General features: G+C 70.6%; 13 protein-coding genes and 1 riboswitch. Of the genes, 4 read left to right on the forward strand and 9 right to left on the reverse strand.

Going from position 1 to position 14,552, the window contains the following annotated elements; translation table 11 throughout:
- Positions 1-369: 369 nt before the first annotated feature.
- Positions 370-1,638 carry a serine hydroxymethyltransferase gene (gene glyA, locus OG729_RS15585; protein WP_360871735.1) on the reverse strand — a complete coding sequence of 423 codons (1,269 nt, stop codon included), beginning with the start codon at positions 1,636-1,638 and terminating at the stop codon, positions 370-372.
- A 108-nt stretch (positions 1,639-1,746) separates the two neighbouring features.
- A riboswitch (ZMP/ZTP riboswitch) is annotated at positions 1,747-1,837 on the reverse strand.
- A gap of 121 nt (positions 1,838-1,958) precedes the next feature.
- On the opposite strand from glyA, the gene rocD reads away from it, so the two are divergent.
- Positions 1,959-3,164, forward strand: coding sequence for an ornithine--oxo-acid transaminase (rocD, locus tag OG729_RS15590; protein WP_360871738.1), 1,206 nt, complete (start codon positions 1,959-1,961; stop codon positions 3,162-3,164).
- A 92-nt stretch (positions 3,165-3,256) separates the two neighbouring features.
- Here the strand turns inward: rocD and OG729_RS15595 are convergent, their stop codons facing one another.
- Complete coding sequence (locus OG729_RS15595) at positions 3,257-4,438, reverse strand: glutathionylspermidine synthase family protein (protein ID WP_360871740.1); 1,182 nt, start codon at positions 4,436-4,438, stop codon at positions 3,257-3,259.
- A gap of 18 nt (positions 4,439-4,456) precedes the next feature.
- Complete coding sequence (locus OG729_RS15600) at positions 4,457-4,756, reverse strand: hypothetical protein (RefSeq protein ID WP_360871742.1); 300 nt, start codon at positions 4,754-4,756, stop codon at positions 4,457-4,459.
- 123 nt (positions 4,757-4,879) lie between these two features.
- Between OG729_RS15600 and OG729_RS15605 the strand changes: the two genes are divergently transcribed.
- The gene (locus OG729_RS15605; protein ID WP_360871926.1) at positions 4,880-5,731 is read left to right on the forward strand and encodes a hypothetical protein; all 852 of its coding nucleotides are present in this window, start codon (positions 4,880-4,882) and stop codon (positions 5,729-5,731) included.
- A gap of 62 nt (positions 5,732-5,793) precedes the next feature.
- On the opposite strand, the gene OG729_RS15610 is transcribed toward OG729_RS15605, so the two are convergent.
- The gene (locus OG729_RS15610) at positions 5,794-7,194 is read right to left on the reverse strand and encodes a PLP-dependent aminotransferase family protein (RefSeq protein ID WP_405806616.1); all 1,401 of its coding nucleotides are present in this window, start codon (positions 7,192-7,194) and stop codon (positions 5,794-5,796) included.
- A gap of 47 nt (positions 7,195-7,241) precedes the next feature.
- Here OG729_RS15610 and OG729_RS15615 point away from each other — a divergent pair, with 47 nt between their 5' ends.
- Both OG729_RS15615 and OG729_RS15620 read left to right on the forward strand, forming a co-directional pair.
- The gene (locus tag OG729_RS15615) at positions 7,242-7,766 is read left to right on the forward strand and encodes a carboxymuconolactone decarboxylase family protein (RefSeq protein WP_405806618.1); all 525 of its coding nucleotides are present in this window, start codon (positions 7,242-7,244) and stop codon (positions 7,764-7,766) included.
- Positions 7,767-7,784: 18 nt separating this feature from the next.
- A complete protein-coding gene (locus OG729_RS15620) occupies positions 7,785-8,504 on the forward strand; it encodes an isocitrate lyase/phosphoenolpyruvate mutase family protein (protein WP_405806619.1) in 720 nt (239 codons plus the stop codon).
- 21 nt (positions 8,505-8,525) lie between these two features.
- Here the strand turns inward: OG729_RS15620 and OG729_RS15625 are convergent, their stop codons facing one another.
- The 5 genes from OG729_RS15625 to OG729_RS15645 all read right to left on the reverse strand — a co-directional run bounded on the left by OG729_RS15625 (position 8,526) and on the right by OG729_RS15645 (position 14,543).
- On the reverse strand, positions 8,526-8,873 hold the full coding sequence (locus OG729_RS15625) for a hypothetical protein (RefSeq protein ID WP_360871750.1): 348 nt from the start codon (positions 8,871-8,873) through the stop codon (positions 8,526-8,528).
- A 72-nt stretch (positions 8,874-8,945) separates the two neighbouring features.
- Positions 8,946-9,899, reverse strand: a complete 954-nt coding sequence (locus OG729_RS15630) for an ABC transporter substrate-binding protein (protein WP_360871753.1) — start codon at positions 9,897-9,899, stop codon at positions 8,946-8,948.
- A 29-nt stretch (positions 9,900-9,928) separates the two neighbouring features.
- Positions 9,929-11,902, reverse strand: a complete 1,974-nt coding sequence (locus tag OG729_RS15635; protein WP_405806621.1) for an ABC transporter permease subunit — start codon at positions 11,900-11,902, stop codon at positions 9,929-9,931.
- Positions 11,899-13,011, reverse strand: coding sequence for a glycine betaine/L-proline ABC transporter ATP-binding protein (locus tag OG729_RS15640; protein ID WP_405806623.1), 1,113 nt, complete (start codon positions 13,009-13,011; stop codon positions 11,899-11,901). The genes OG729_RS15635 and OG729_RS15640 overlap by 4 nt, the downstream gene beginning before the upstream one ends.
- Entirely contained in the window at positions 13,008-14,543 is a 1,536-nt protein-coding gene (locus tag OG729_RS15645) for a GMC family oxidoreductase (protein ID WP_405806625.1), read from the reverse strand. Before OG729_RS15645 ends, OG729_RS15640 begins: the two co-directional genes overlap by 4 nt.
- Positions 14,544-14,552 lie beyond the last annotated feature (9 nt).

Genomic DNA, 14,552 nt, shown 5'->3' on the forward strand with positions numbered 1-14,552 from the left:
AACATTCTCTCAGGTGCGGAACCGATCTCCGGCCGCCGGTGTATGAAAGGTGTGAGGACGCGGGAGGGGACCCTGGAGGCCGGTCCGGAGTAGGGCCGCATCGTCGAGGAAGAGGCTGCGGTGATCGCGCAGGCGTATCAGTCGCCGGGGCGGTTGCGGAACGGTGCCGCGTTCCGTCCATGGCTGCTGCGGATCGTGGTCAATGAGACGAGGAACACAGTCCGCTGCCGCGCCCGCCGTTCGGGCGGGGCGGCAGCACACGGGAGCCTGGCCCGCGCCTGCTGGACGGCTGGACGGTCAGGCCGGGTCCCGGGCGGGACGGACCACGGAGGAGCCCGTCCCGCCCGGAGGGCTCAGTCGGTCACTGCCCTACGCGCTCAGGCCCGGCGCGGGGTACGCAGACATCAGCTCCGCGACCTCGGAGCGGATCTCTCCCAGCGCGTCCTCGTCACCCGAGCCGGCCGCGGTCACACCGCGGTCGATCCACTCGGCGACGGCGGCCATGTGCTGGGTTCCGAGACCGCGGGAGGTGAGGGAGGGGGTACCGATGCGGACACCGGAGGGGTCGAAGGGCTTCCTCGGGTCGTACGGCACGGTGTTGTAGTTGACGACGATTCCGGCCCGGTCGAGCGCCTTCGCCGCCACCTTGCCGGGGACGTTCTTGGGGGTGAGGTCCATCAGGATCAGGTGGTTGTCGGTGCCGCCGGAGACCAGTTCGAAGCCGCGGGCGAGCAGTTCGTCGGCGAGTGCCTTGGCGTTGGCGACGACCGACTCGGCGTACGTGCGGAAGGAGGGCTGAGCCGCCTCGTTGAGGGCGACCGCGATCGCGGCCGTGGTCTGGTTGTGCGGGCCGCCCTGGAGGCCGGGGAAGACCGCCTTGTCGATGGCCTTGGCGTGCTCCTCGCGGGACATCAGCATCGCGCCGCGCGGCCCGCGCAGGGTCTTGTGGGTGGTCGTGGAGATCACGTCCGCGTACGGGACCGGCGAGGGGTGGGCACCGCCGGCGATCAGGCCGGCGATGTGCGCGACATCGGCGACCAGGATGGCGCCGGACTCCTGGGCGATCTCCCCGAAGGCCGCGAAGTCGATGGTGCGGGGCAGCGCGGTGCCGCCGCAGAAGATGAGCTTCGGGCGTTCCTTGAGCGCGAGCTCGCGCACCTCGTCGAAGTCGATCAGGCCGGTGTCCTGGCGTACGCCGTACTGGACGCCGCGGAACCACTTGCCGGTGGCCGATACGCCCCAGCCGTGGGTGAGGTGGCCGCCCATCGGCAGGGCCATGCCCATCACGGTGTCGCCGGGCTCGGCGAAGGCGAGATAGACGGCGAGGTTGGCCGGGGAGCCGGAGTAGGGCTGGACATTGGCGTGCTCGACGCCGAAGAGCTGCTTGGCGCGGGCGATGGCGAGCAGCTCGACCTTGTCGATGTTCTGCTGGCCCTCGTAGTAGCGGCGGCCGGGGTACCCCTCGCTGTACTTGTTCTGCAGGACGGTGCCGGAGGCTTCCAGGACGGCCCTGGAGACATAGTTCTCGCTGGGGATCAGGCGCAGGGTGTCGGCCTGAAGCCGCTCCTCGTCGCCGATCAGGGCCGCCAGTTCGGGGTCGGCGGCGGAGAGTGCCGGGTGGGGCAGGGGAAGAGTCATGGTGTCCTCCGGGGGCGATCCGTCTGCTCGGTCGTGGTCCCGGGGTGCGGCTCGGGACCCCTTGCCGGGCAGGCCGGGCAGGGGACGGGCAGCACCACGGGACGAGTCCCGGGGTGCCCAGGCGGGCGGCACCTCGTGTGATCTTCCGCGCGCGGTTCCCTCGGGGTTACTTCCCCGTACGCCAGTCGCCGTGCGTACTGTCCAGCCTAGCGGTCACGCCCTGAAGCAAGGTTTCTTCGTCCACCATGCGAGCGACGATAGAAACAGGGGCACACCCCGCCCCACGCCGGATGCCTTGTCTCTACGTGAACGGAGATCCCGTGTCTGCATCGGAGAGTGCCATTGCCTCTGCGGAGGCGCACAGTGCGCACAACTACCACCCGCTTCCCGTTGTCGTCGCCTCGGCGGACGGCGCGTGGATGACCGATGTCGAGGGGCGCCGCTACCTCGACATGCTCGCCGGGTACTCGGCGCTCAACTTCGGCCACGGAAACCGCCGGCTGATCGACGCCGCCAAGGCACAGCTGGAGAGAGTCACGCTCACCTCCCGCGCGTTCCACCACGACCGGTTCGCCGACTTCTGTACACAGCTCGCCGAGTTGTGCGACATGGAGATGGTGCTGCCGATGAACACCGGGGCGGAGGCGGTGGAGACCGCCGTGAAGACCGCCCGGAAATGGGGCTACAAGGTCAAGGGCGTCCCGCCCAACCAAGCGAAGATCATCGTCGCCGCCAACAACTTCCACGGCCGCACGACCACCATCATCAGCTTCTCGACGGACCATGAGGCGCGCGCGGACTTCGGTCCGTACACCCCGGGCTTCGAGATCGTTCCGTACGGGGACCTGACCGCTCTCGAGGCTGCGATGAGCGCGAACACCGTGGCGGTGCTGCTGGAGCCGATCCAGGGTGAGGCCGGGGTGCTGGTGCCGCCGGCCGGATATCTGCCGCGGGTGAGGCAGCTGACCCGCGAGCGGAACGTGCTCTTCATCGCGGACGAGATCCAGTCCGGCCTCGGGCGGACCGGCCGTACCTTCGCCTGCGAGCACGAGGGTGTCGTGCCGGACATGTATGTGCTGGGCAAGGCGCTCGGCGGCGGTGTGGTGCCGGTGTCGGCGGTCGTCTCCTCCAATGAGGTGCTCGGCGTCTACCGCCCCGGTGAGCACGGCTCGACCTTCGGCGGCAATCCGCTCGCCTGCGCGGTGGCCCTGGAGGTGATCGCGATGCTGCGCACCGGCGAGTTCCAGCAGCGCGCCACCGAGCTGGGCGAGCATCTCCACCACGAGCTCGGCCTGTTGACGGGCGGCGGCGCGGTGGAGGCGGTGCGCGGCCGCGGGCTGTGGGCGGGCGTCGACATCGTGCCGAGCCACGGCACCGGCCGGGAGATCTCCGAGAAGCTGATGGACCGCAGGGTCCTGGTGAAGGACACCCACGGTTCCACGATCCGGATCGCCCCGCCGCTGGTGATCAGCAAGGAGGACCTGGACTGGGGCCTGGACCAGCTCAGGGCGGTCCTGGACGCGTAGCGCCCCGGCCCCGGTCCGGGCCCCAGTCCGGGTCCGGGTCCGGGTCCGGGTCCGGGTCCGGGTCCGGGTCCGGGTCCGGGTCCGGGTCCGGGTCAGAGGATGACGTGGGGCAGGAAGCGGGCGTACTCGTCCGTCACCAGCCCCGCCGATTCCCGGATGCCGAGACCCGCCGCCTCGTCCTCGACGACCCAAGCGCCGAGCACCACGCGGTTGCCTTCGAAGTCCGGCAGCGGGGCCAGCTCCTGGTAGCAGCAGGACTCTTCGCGGACCACGGGGGCATCGCCCGCCTCATGGATCGTGACGCCCGCGCCCTCGCGGCCGAGCAGCGGCTTGGCGACATAGCCCCGCTCGGCGGCGAGTTCGCGCGGGCCGTCGAGGTAGGCGGGGAGCAGATTGGGGTGTCCCGGGTTCAGCTCCCAGAGGATCGCCAGCAGCGCCTTGTTGGAGAGCAGCATCTTCCAGGCGGGCTCGATCCAGCAGGTGGTGCCCGTGCCGCCACCGTTGTCCAGGGTGTCGAGGACGTGCGGCCCGAAGCGGTCGGTGACCAGCCACTCCCACGGATAGAGCTTGAAGCAGCTGCGGATGAAGCGCAGCCGGTCGTCGACGAAGCGCCCGGACAGCCGGTCCCAGCCGATCCTTTCGACGGAGAGTGCCTCGGTGGCAAGCCCCGCCTGCTCGGCCGTCTCGCGCAGATACGCGACGGTCATCAGGTCCTCGCCCAGCTCGTCCCCGTCGGAGTGGACGAAGTGCAGCGGCCCGGGCGGCAGCAGTGGGGCCTGCCGCTTCCAGGCGTCGACGAGGCGTTCGTGGAGGGAGTTCCACTGGTCGGCGCCGGGGAAGCGGTCCTCCATCCAGAACCACTGCGGGCTGGCGGCCTCCACCAGGGAGGTGGGGGTGTCGGCGTTGTACTCCAGCATCTTGGCCGGGCCGGTCCCGTCGTAGCGGAGGTCGAACCTCCCGTAGACGGAGGGGAGTTCGGCCCGGCGCCGCCAGGACTCGGCGATCAGTGAGGCGAGCCTCGGGTCGGTGATGCCGAGATCGGCGAAACGATCCTGCTCGACAATGTGGGCGGCCGCGGCCAGGCACATGGCGTGCAGTTCCTCGACGACCTCTTCCAGCGCCTCGACCTCGGGCAGCGAGAACTCGTAGTACGCGCTCTCGTCCCAGTACGGGCGCAGGGTGCCGTCCGGGTAGCGGGTGAGCGGGTAGATGAGGCCCTGCTCCTCGACGATCTGCTGCCAGCCGGGGCGGGGCTCGATGGTGTGACGCTTCATGCTCTGGGTGCCCCGTACTCAGCCGCCGCCGGAGCTGGAGTGGCCGAAACCGCCGCTGTCGACGGCGGTCCTGTCGAAGCTGCCGCCCTCGGCCCGGCCACCGCTCACCCTGCCACCGTAGTAGTACCGGCCGGAGCTGTTGTATCCGTCGCTGTCGGCGTCGCCGTCGCCGTCGCACTTGTAGTCGGGCAGCACTTCGTAGGTCACCGGATCGACACACCGCTCGTCGGGCTCCGAGCTGCACGCCGTCAGCGTCGCCGCGAGCACCCCCATGCCGCCGAGCACCACCGTGCTCGACCTCAGCCTGCGTCGTGCCATCAGCCGGTCGCCCCCGTTCGATTCAAGCCAGTAGATCGCCGGACAGACTAGAGGGCCGCCCCGCACGGCTGACAGCCCGGTCCGCCAACCGTCCTCATCTAGAGTCGCTTTGTGCTCATTGGGATGATCTGCGCGCTCGGTTCAGCGGTCTGCTACGGCACGGCCTCCGTTCTCCAAGCCGTCGCCGCTCGCGCCACGCAGCCGGGCACCGGTTCCGGCGTGGACGCGGCGCTGCTGCTGCGCGCGCTGCGCCAGTGGCGATATATCGCCGGACTCGCCCTCGACGGCCTCGGTTTCGTCCTCCAGATCGTCGCCCTGCGCTCCATCCCCATCTACGCGGTCGGCGCGGCGCTCGCCGCCAGCCTCGCGGTCACCGCCGTGGTCGCCTCCCGCCTGCTCCATGTCCGGCTGAGCGGTATCGAGTGGGGCGCCGTCGCGGTGGTCTGCGCGGGCCTGGCGATGCTGGGTCTCGCCTCCGGTGAGGAGGGCGACAAGGCCGGATCGTCCGCGCTGCGCTGGTCCATGCTCGGGATCGCGTTCGCCGTACTCCTCGTCGGCGCGGCCGCGGGCCGCCTCCCCGACAAGCCGCGCGCCCTGGTGCTCGGCCTGGGCGCGGGCTTCGGCTTCGGCGTCGTCGAGGTCTCGGTCCGACTGATCGACTCGGTGGCTCTGCCGGGTGTCCTGGGCAATCCGGCACTGTATGCGCTGCTGCTCGGCGGGGCCGCGGCGTTCCTGCTGCTCACCTCCGCCCTGCAGCGCGGCTCGGTGACGACGGCCACGGCGGGCATGGTGATCGGCGAGACGATCGGCCCGGCGCTGGTGGGCGTGGTGTGGCTGGGCGACCGTACCCGGGAGGGCTTGGCATGGCTGGCCGTGGCGGGCTTCGTGGTGGCGGTGGCGGGGGCGCTGACGCTGGCGCGGTTCGGCGAGCCGCCTGCGGCTTCGGAGGTGCAGGAGGGTGCGGCGGCGGCCTGAGCGGGGCGGTTCCCCTACCCGCCCTCCCCCAGAGCTTCGCCTGGCTGGGGGCAAGCCCCCAGTTACGGCAATGCCCGGCACAGTGCGTCCAGCGCCCCCGACCAAGCACTGTCCGGCGGCGTCCCGTACCCCACCACCAGAGCGTCCCGCCCCCGCGGCGCGTCCTTGTGCCGGTAGCGGGAGACGCCCTCCACGGAGAGGCCATGCCATGCAGCCGCCTGGACCACGGCCTGCTCGGTGCCCGACGGGAGTTCGAGGACCGCGTGCAGTCCCGCCGCGATCCCGCTGACCCGGATGTCCGGTGCGCGCTCCGCCAGCGCCGCCACCAGTTGGTCGCGCCTTCTGCGGTAGCGCAGCCGCATTCCCCGTACATGACGGTCGTACGCGCCCGACGAGATGAACTCCGCGAGCGTCAGCTGGTCCAGCGCGCTCGACACCCAGTCCACCGGCCCCTTCGCCGCGAGCACGGGCTCCACCAGCTCCTCCGGCAGGACCATCCAGGCGAGCCGCAGCCCCGGCGCCAGCGACTTGCTCGCCGTGCCCAGATACACCACCCGGTCGGGGTCGAGCCCCTGGAGCGCGCCCACCGGCTGGCGGTCGTAGCGGAACTCCCCGTCGTAGTCGTCCTCCAGGATCACCCCGCCGCTCCCCCGCGCCCAGTCGACGGCGGCCGCCCGCCTGTCGGGGTGCAGGGCGACGCCCACCGGGAACTGGTGCGCGGGCGTCAGCAGCACCGCCCCGACCCCGCGCAGAGCACCCAACTCGCCTGTCTGGGAGCCCAGTTCGTCAAACGGCAGCGCTGGCGTCCGCAACCCCGCCTCGGCCAGCAGATTCCAGTGCTCATCGAGCCCGTACGACTCGACGGCCACCTCCCGCACCCGTCGCCGCCGCAGCACCTTTCCCATCAGCATCAGCCCGTGTACGAAGCCGGAGCAGATCACGATCCGCTCGGGGTCCGCGTACACGCCGCGCGCCCGCGCCAGATAGTCGGCGAGCACGGTGCGCAGCTCGACGCGCCCGCGCGGATCGCCGTATCCAAATGCCTCGTGGGGCGCCGCGGTCAGCGCCCGGCGGGCCGCTTTCAGCCACTCGGCCCGCGGGAAGGCGGCGAGGTCGGGGTGTCCGGCCCGCAGGTTGTACTGCGGACCCCGGCGAGCCGGCCGCGCCCTGGCCGCCCCCGCCGCGGGCCTGCGCGCCGTGGCGCGGCGGGCGACCCGCGTCCCCGAGCCCTGCTGCGCCGTCAGCCACCCCTCGGCGACCAGCTCGGCGTACGCGTCAGCGACCGTATTGCGGGCGATCCCGATGTCGGCGGCGAGCGAGCGGGAGGACGGCAGCCGTGTGCCGGGGGCGAGCCGTCCGGTGCGAACGGCCTCCCGCAGGGCGTCCATCAGCCCCGTGCGCAGCCCGGAACCGCGCAGTTCCAGATGCAGGTCGGCACCGAAAGTGGCCCAGGAATCGGTCATGCAGGTGGACCATACTCGTGCGCCACACCGGCAATAGATTCGCAGGCATGACGACCGACGACATGACCGGCGAGACGACCGACAAGAAGCCTTCCTACGTGCCCGAGCACACCCCCCGGCTGCCCTGGGCCACGCTTGCGCCCGAGGTCTACAAGGCCATGGTCAGACTGGACGTGGCCGCCCGGCAGGGCCTCGACCCGGTCCTCGTCGAACTGGTCAAGATCCGCGCCTCGCAGATCAACCACTGCGCGTTCTGCCTCGACATGCACACCAAGGACGCCCTCGCGGCCGGCGAGTCGGTCGAGCGGATCATCCAGCTCAGCGCCTGGGAGGAGTCTCAGCACTTCTATACGGCGAAGGAGATCGCGGCGCTCGGGCTGACGGAGGCGGTCACCGAACTGACCGACGGCTTTGTGCCGGACGAGGCGTACGAGGAGGCGGCCAAGCACTTCGACGAGGCGGAGCTCGCCCAGCTGATCTCGACGATCACGGTCATCAACGCCTGGAACCGCTTCGCGGTGAGCACGCGCATGGTTCCCGGTCACTACACGCCCGGCCAGTACAAGCACTGACCAGATCGGGAGCGCGTCATGAGCGTTGAGACCTTCCGTTCCCTCCACCACGACCGCGTACCCGGCGATCCCCTGGTCCTGCCCGGCCCCTGGGACGCCGCCAGCGCCCGCGTCTTCGCGGACGCGGGCTTCGCGGCCCTTGCGACGCCGAGCGCGGGGATCGCTGCATCGCTCGGGTACGAGGACGGGCAGACGCCCGCGGACGAGATGTTCGCGGCGGTCGCCCGTATCACCCGGGTCGTGGACGTCCCGGTCTCGGCGGACATCGAGGGCGGCTACGGCCTGCCGCCCAAGGAGCTGGTCGCGCGGCTTCTCGACACGGGTGCGGTCGGCTGCAACCTGGAGGACTCCGACGCCGGGACCAAGTCCCTCAAGGATCCGCAGCGGCACGCCGACTGGCTCGCCGAGGTCCGCGCGGAGGCGGGCGACGGGCTGTTCATCAACGCCCGGGTCGACTCGTTCCTGCGCCAAGTGGCCGACCCGGCGGAGGCGGTCTCCAGGGCGCGGCTGTACGTGGCGGCGGGGGCGGACTGCGTCTACCCCTACGCCGTACCGCCGGAGCAACTGCCGCTGCTGCGCGCGGAGATCGAGGGCCCGATCAACGTCGCGCCGTTCCCGGACAGCCCGTCCGTCGCCGAACTGGGGCGGCTCGGCGCGACGCGGATCACCTTCGGGCCGGGCCTGCAGCACCAGGCGCTGGAGGCGGTACGGAAGATCGCGCAGGAGCTGCGCGGCTGACCGCCGTGCCGGGGCGCCTGGTCAGGCGTCGGCCTTCCCGGCCCAGGGCCGGGTTGCGTCCGCGTCCTTCGCCAGGCTCACCGCCGTCGCGAGGCTCAGTCCCGGCTCGGCCTTGCGCAGGGCCTTGAGGGCGTGGATCGAGTAGGCCGGGCCTTCGAAGCCGGCCGCGTCCAGCTGCTGGCGCACCCAGCGCCCGCGCAGCTCGGCGGCGGGGGTGTCCGCGGCCTGGGCGACGAGGGCGGCGGCGCGCTCCAGGCCTGGGCGCTCTTCCGGGGTGGCGGTGGACAGCGCGGCGCGGACGGCATCGGCGATGCCGTCCGCGTCCCGCAGCACGAGTACCGAGAGTTCCTGCCTGCTGAGTCCGAACATGTACTGATCTTGATCGCAACTGCGCGGCAGCTCAAGCCGCTTGAGCTACTTCAGAGCTAGAGGGGGGCTCGGCTACTTCTTCGGGAGCCACGCCTTCCACGTCGCCTCGTTCGCCTTGACCCACTTCTCCGCCGCCGCCTCCGGCGACATCTTCTCGCCCGCGATCATCAGCGCGACCTCGTTCTGCTGCTCGGTCGTCCACTTGAAGTTCTTCAGGAACTGGGCCGCCTCGCCGCCGTTCTTCGCGAAGTCCGCGTTGAAGTACTTCTGCAGCGGCGTGTTCGGGTACGCGCAGGCGATCTTCTTCGGGTCCGCGTCACAACCCGCCTTGTACGCCGGCAGCTTGACCTCGACCATCTCGACCTGCTCGTTCAGCCACTGAGGGGTCCACCAGTACGTCAGGAACGGCTTCTTCTCCTTCGCGTACTTCTTGATCGCCGTGATCTGCGCGGCCTCGGAGCCCGAGTAGTTGGTCTTCAGATCCAGCTTGAGGTTCGTGATGAGCGCGTCGTCGTTGGTGACGTAGTCCGGGGAGCCCTCCAGGATCTGGCCCTTGTCACCGCTCTCCGCGGTCTTCAGGTCCTTCACGTACTTGTTGAGGTTCTTGTAGTCCGTGACCTCGGGGTTCTTGTCCGCCCAGTACTTCGGCACGTACCAGCCGATGTGTCCGTTCACCCCGAGGTCGCCGCCCTTGACGACGGTCTTCTTCGTCGTGACGTACTGCTTCTCCTCCTTGGGGTGGCCCCAGTCCTCCATGACCGCGTCGATGTCGCCCTTGGAGAGCGCGTCCCAGGCAAGGACCTCGCCCATCTGCTGGGTCTTGACGTGGTAGCCGAGCTCCTTCTTCAGGATGTAGCCGGCGACGGCCGTGTTGGCCTGCGCGCCGACCCACGAAGGCACGGTCAACGTCACGGACTTCTTGCCGCCGGCCTCGTCCTTCTTGCCGGTCTCGGCAGCGCCGCACGCGCTGAGGGTGAGGACGCCGAGGGCGCTGATGACAGCAGTGGAGATACGGAGGGTGCGCATGGTGCTCCTGATAATTGGGTTAAAAGGGGTCAGTGGGACTGCTTGCGGGAGCCGGGCTGGGTGATCCGGTCCAGTACGAGACCGAGGCAGACAATCGCCACTCCGGCCGTCATCCCGATGCCCATCTCGCCCCGGGACAGGCCCTTCACGACGTCGTAGCCCAGCGCCCCGCCGCCGACCAGGCCGCCGACGACGACCACGGCCAGCACCAGGACCACGCCCTGGTTGACGGCGAGTTGCAGCGCCGGGCGGGCCAGGGGGAGCTGGACCTGGAGGAGTTGCTGGCGGGTCGACGCACCCAGCGAGCGGGAGGCCTCCAGCGCGGCCGGGTCGACCTCGCGCAGGCCCTGGGTGGTGATGCGTACGACCGCGGGCAGCGCGTAGACGACGGCCGCGATGATCGCCGAGGCCCGGGTGACGCCGAACAGCGCGACCACCGGGATGAGATAGACGAACTGCGGCATCGTCTGCATGGCGTCCAGCACCGGCCGCAGCCAGCGTTCGATCCGCCCCGCACGTGCGCAGAAGACGCCTGCGAGCACGCCGAGCACGAGCGTGAGGACCAGCGCCGCGAGCACCTGTGACAGCGTGTCGAGGGACTTGCCCCACACCCCGAGCACGCCGATCGCGCCCATCGAGAGCGTCGCGGTCAGCGCGGTCGCCCAGGTGCCGACCAGCCAGGCCAGGGCCGCGACGAGCAGCAGGACCGACCACCACGGCAGCCAGATCAGGCCATCGCGCAGGGGGTTGAGGATCCAGAGCGTGAAGTGCTCGGACCACACTTCGGTGCCGCCGAATACCGGCACGCCGGACGCGAGGTTCTCGGTGATCCAGTTCTGGGCCTTGTTGACGGGCGTGGAGATGTCGTACGTCCACGCCTCGGGCCACGCCTTGCCGACGACCAGGCCCGCCAGCGATGCGGCCACCACACCCCCGACGGCGAGCGCCCAGGCCGGGCGGCCGTGCAGCAGCCCGCCGCCCGGTGCGCTCTCACCGATACGGTCGCCGGCCGCAGCCGTCGTACGGTCCAGCCAGACCGCGATCAGCACGATCGGGATGCCCGCCGCGAGCGCCTTGCCGACGTCGACCGTGGAGAGCGCCGAGTAGACCTCTTCGCCGAGGCCGCCGGCTCCGACGAGGGCCGCGATGACGACCATCGAGAGCGCCATCATGATCGTCTGATTGAGGCCGAGGAGCATCTGCTTGCGCGCCAGCGGCAGCCGCGCGGTCCGCAGCCGCTGCCATGCACTCGCGCCGAGCGAGGCGGAGGCCTCCAGCACGGCGGGGTCGGCGCCGCGCAGCCCCAGCGCGGTGAGGCGGGCCATGGGCGGGGCGGCGTAGATGACCGTGCAGAACAGCGCGGCGGGCGTGCCGGTGCCGAAGACCAGCACGAACGGCAGCAGATACGCGAAGGCGGGCAGCACCTGCATGGTGTCGAGGACCGGCCGCAGTGCCCGGTCGACGCGATCGGAAAGACCGGCGGCGAGCCCGATCAGCACGCCGAGCAGCGCGGCGACGGCGACCGACACGACCATCAGCGCGATGGTCAGCAGCGTGGCGTCCCACATCCCGAGCAGCCCGCAGGCGCCGAACGTCCCGAACGCGGTGGCCGCGACCTTGATCCCACGCCGTCCGAGCCCGGCGCCACGCCAGGCGAACAGCACACCCGCGGCGAAGACGCCCGGCCAGCCCATGGCGTCCAGGAACCGGTAGACGACGTCGACCGCGTCGGTGGCGGTGTTGGAGAAGTGCAGCAGGAAGTAGAGGAAGAGGGGGTGGGTGTCACGGTTGTCGATGACCCACTGGTTGGCGTCGTCGAGGGGGCGGGAGATGTCGAGGGTCAGCCCGGAGGGCCAACTGCCGCTGCCCCACAGGGCGATGCCGAGAGGCAGCAGGACCAGCGCCCCGACTGCGAGCACGAGCAGCTTGCGCTGCACCCGGTTCTTCAGGACGTTGCGCAGTGCGGGCGTTTCCTTGGCGGGGGCGGTGACGACGGCCGTCATGCGACGACCGCCTTGTCCGTATGGGCGCCGCGGTCGAGGCCCGCCACCACGTCCAGCAGACCCGCGTGGTCCACCACTCCCAGGCAGTTGCCGTTCTCCACCACGCGTGCCGTCCGGCCGCTGCGGGCGACCGACTCGATCGCCTCGAAGACCGTCGCGTCGGGGGCGAGCGCCGGCCCCGACTCCGCCTCGTCCGCGGCCGCCGGGCGCATCGCCGTACGCACCGTCATCACCTGCTCGCGCGGCACATCGCGCACGAAGTCCCGTACGTAGTCGTCCGCGGGCGAGCCCACGATCTCCTCCGGCGTGCCCAGCTGCACAATCCGGCCGTCCCGCATCAGCGCGATGCGGTCACCCAGCTTCAGCGCCTCGCTCAGGTCGTGGGTGATGAAGATCATCGTGCGGCCCTCCTCGCGGTGCAGCCGGATGACCTCCTCCTGCATATCGCGGCGGATCAGCGGGTCGAGCGCGCTGAACGGCTCGTCGAAGAGCAGCACTTCGGGGTCGACGGCTAGCGCGCGGGCCAGCCCGACACGCTGCTGCTGACCGCCGGACAGCTGGCCGGGCCGCCGGTGCTCAAGACCCTCCAGGCCGACCTTGGCGACGACCTCCGCCGCCCGGGACCGGCGCGCGGTCTTGCCCATGCCCTGGATCTCGAGTCCGTACGCGACGTTGTCGAGCACCGAGCGGTGCGGCAGCAGGCCGAAGTGCTGGAAGACCATCGACGCGCGGTGGCGGCGCAGTTCGCGCAGCCGTGCCGCGTCCATGGAGAGCACGTCCTCGCCGTCGATGACGATCGCCCCGGACGTCGGCTCGATGAGCCGGGTCAGACAGCGTACGAGCGTCGACTTGCCGGAGCCGGACAGGCCCATGACGACGAAGACCTCGCCCTTGCGGACGTCGAAGGACACATCGCGTACGGCGGCGGTGCAGCCGGTGCGCTCGCGCAGCTCGGCCGGGGCGAGCGCGCCGAGTTCGGCGTTGCCGGGGATGCGGTCGGACTTCGGGCCGAAGACCTTCCACAGCTCGCGCACGGAGAAGACGGGCGGCTGATCCCCGTCCTTCTTCAAGGCGGTACCGGTCTCGGGTCCGGTGCTGATGTCGGTCATAGGGCGCTGCCCCTTTCCTCGGGCGCCGCTGCAAGCAGCTCCGCGCACTTTTCTCCCACCATCAGGACCCCGATCATCGGGTTCACGGCAGGCATGGTCGGGAAGACGGACGCGTCGGCGATGCGGATGCCGTCGAGCCCGTGGATCCTCAAGTCCGGTGAAACGACGGAAAGTTCATCCGTCGATGACCCCATCCGGCAGGTACCGGCGGGGTGGTACACGGTGTGCGCGACGCTCCGCGCGTACTCGCTGATCGCCTCGTCCGAGGTGATCTCGGGCCCCGGGCAGACCTCCCGCTTCAGCCGGCCCGCCAGCGGCTCGGCCTTCGCGATCTCGCGGGCGAGCTTGATCCCGTCGACGAGCGTGCGGCCGTCGTAGTCGTCCTCGTCCGTGAAGTACCGGAAGTCCAGAGCAGGCTTGACCTGTGGATCCGCGCTGGTCAGATACAGCCGGCCGCGGCTGCGCGGCTTGGGGATGTTCGGCGTCATCGACACGCCGTGCGCGGGCCGCTCGTACCCCAGTCGCTCGGGGTTGTCGGTGAACGGAACCTGGTAGAAGTGGAACATCAGGTCCGGCCCCTGGGCGTCCGGGTCGCGCCGTACGAACAGACCGGCGTCGCTGTCCATCGCCGAGTTCTCGGGGATCGGCCCGTGCGTCTCCCAGACGATCACCGACTCCGGGTGGTCGAGCAGGTTCTCGCCGACGCCCGGCAGATCGTGTACGACGGGGATCCCGAGCGCCTCCAGGTCGGCGCGCGGCCCGATGCCGGAGTGCAGCAGCAGCCGCGGTGTGTCCACCGCGCCCGCGCAGACGAGGACTTCGCGACGGGCCCGGACGAACCGCTCCTCGCCGTCCTTCGTACGGACATGCACGCCCCTGGCCCGGGTGCCGTCGAGCTCCAGCCGGTACGCCCAGGTCTCCAGCGCGATATGGAGGTTCGGCCGGTCCAGGAACGGGTGGAGATACGCGACCGAGGCGGAGGAACGCTTGTTGTTCTCCGGGTGGTACGCGAGGTCGAAGAAGCCGACGCCCTCGTGGAAGGGCTTCTGGTTGAAGCCCTCGACGCGCGGGACGGCGAGCGCGGCCTGGGCCGCGTCGACGAAGTCCCGGGCGATGGCGTTACGGTCCGCCTCGTCGACCGGCACGATGTTGTTGAGCAGCCGGTCGAAGTACGGGTCCATGGCTTCGGCATCCCAGCCCTCGGCACCGGCCGCCGCCCACTCGTCCCAGTCGGACGGCAGCGGCCGGAAGGCGATGAGGGTGTTGTGGGAAGAACAGCCGCCGAGCACGCGGGCGCGGCTGTGCCGGATGTGGGAGTTGCCGCGCGGCTGCTCGGTGGTGGGGTAGTCGTAGTCGAGCTCGCCGCCGAGCAGCCCCATCCAGCGCCGCAGGGTGAGCACGTCGTCCCGGCCGACGTCGCTCGGTCCACCTTCGATGACGGCGACGGTGACGTCCGGGTTCTCGGTGAGCCGGGAAGCGATGACGGATCCGGCGGTGCCACCCCCGACGACGACATAGTCGTACGTGGTCATGTTCTGGTT

Origin of the sequence: Streptomyces sp. NBC_00210 (assembly GCF_045160975.1) — a bacterium.
Lineage (GTDB): Bacteria > Actinomycetota > Actinomycetes > Streptomycetales > Streptomycetaceae > Streptomyces.

Coding starts and splice junctions, on each gene's coding strand:
- glyA (WP_360871735.1), bottom strand. CDS start 1,638: ATGACTCTTCCCCTGCCCCACCCGGCACTCTCCGCCGCCGACCCCGAA.
- OG729_RS15595 (WP_360871740.1), bottom strand. CDS start 4,438: ATGAAGCGTCACACCATCGAGCCCCGCCCCGGCTGGCAGCAGATCGTC.
- OG729_RS15600 (WP_360871742.1), bottom strand. CDS start 4,756: ATGGCACGACGCAGGCTGAGGTCGAGCACGGTGGTGCTCGGCGGCATG.
- OG729_RS15605 (WP_360871926.1), top strand. CDS start 4,880: ATGATCTGCGCGCTCGGTTCAGCGGTCTGCTACGGCACGGCCTCCGTT.
- OG729_RS15610 (WP_405806616.1), bottom strand. CDS start 7,194: ATGACCGATTCCTGGGCCACTTTCGGTGCCGACCTGCATCTGGAACTG.
- OG729_RS15615 (WP_405806618.1), top strand. CDS start 7,242: ATGACGACCGACGACATGACCGGCGAGACGACCGACAAGAAGCCTTCC.
- OG729_RS15620 (WP_405806619.1), top strand. CDS start 7,785: ATGAGCGTTGAGACCTTCCGTTCCCTCCACCACGACCGCGTACCCGGC.
- OG729_RS15625 (WP_360871750.1), bottom strand. CDS start 8,873: ATGTTCGGACTCAGCAGGCAGGAACTCTCGGTACTCGTGCTGCGGGAC.
- OG729_RS15630 (WP_360871753.1), bottom strand. CDS start 9,899: ATGCGCACCCTCCGTATCTCCACTGCTGTCATCAGCGCCCTCGGCGTC.
- OG729_RS15635 (WP_405806621.1), bottom strand. CDS start 11,902: ATGACGGCCGTCGTCACCGCCCCCGCCAAGGAAACGCCCGCACTGCGC.
- OG729_RS15640 (WP_405806623.1), bottom strand. CDS start 13,011: ATGACCGACATCAGCACCGGACCCGAGACCGGTACCGCCTTGAAGAAG.
- OG729_RS15645 (WP_405806625.1), bottom strand. CDS start 14,543: ATGACCACGTACGACTATGTCGTCGTCGGGGGTGGCACCGCCGGATCC.